The organism is Pedobacter sp. 01N416 (genome assembly GCF_056399685.1).
In genome coordinates, this window is sequence record NZ_JBFTRT010001147.1 from 1 (window position 1) to 369 (window position 369).

Annotated in this window: 1 pseudogene; it reads right to left on the reverse strand. The window is 36.3% G+C overall.

What is annotated here, in order from left to right:
- Positions 1–97: 97 nt before the first annotated feature.
- A pseudogene (locus AC1DND_RS29645) lies at positions 98–369 on the reverse strand (hypothetical protein); the annotation flags it as partial.

Genomic DNA, 369 nt, shown 5'->3' on the forward strand with positions numbered 1-369 from the left:
AGCCAGTTAAGCAGGGCGCAATATAGTCAGCGAATGCCAAACTCACAAATTTTTAAATGATGTGTTAGGTAAATGATTTGTTAAGGTTTGTTAAGATTTAAAACTTTCTGATGGGTTTTACGTTTTTCTTTGGGTCGGCATAAAGTTCGTCGCTCGCATTCGGATCGTTATTAAGTGTGATATCTTCCTGCAGTTTTAGTCTTCCGCCAATGATTTTAAAACCATCAAAAGTGCCATCTGATCCATGATATTCAAATGTATCTTTCATTTCCGGATTGAATGATGCTAAATGATCGAACACGATCATCCCAGCTTTTAAATCCGTTTTTAAAGTCATTGCATTCGATTTAGCGTACTCAAATATTACCC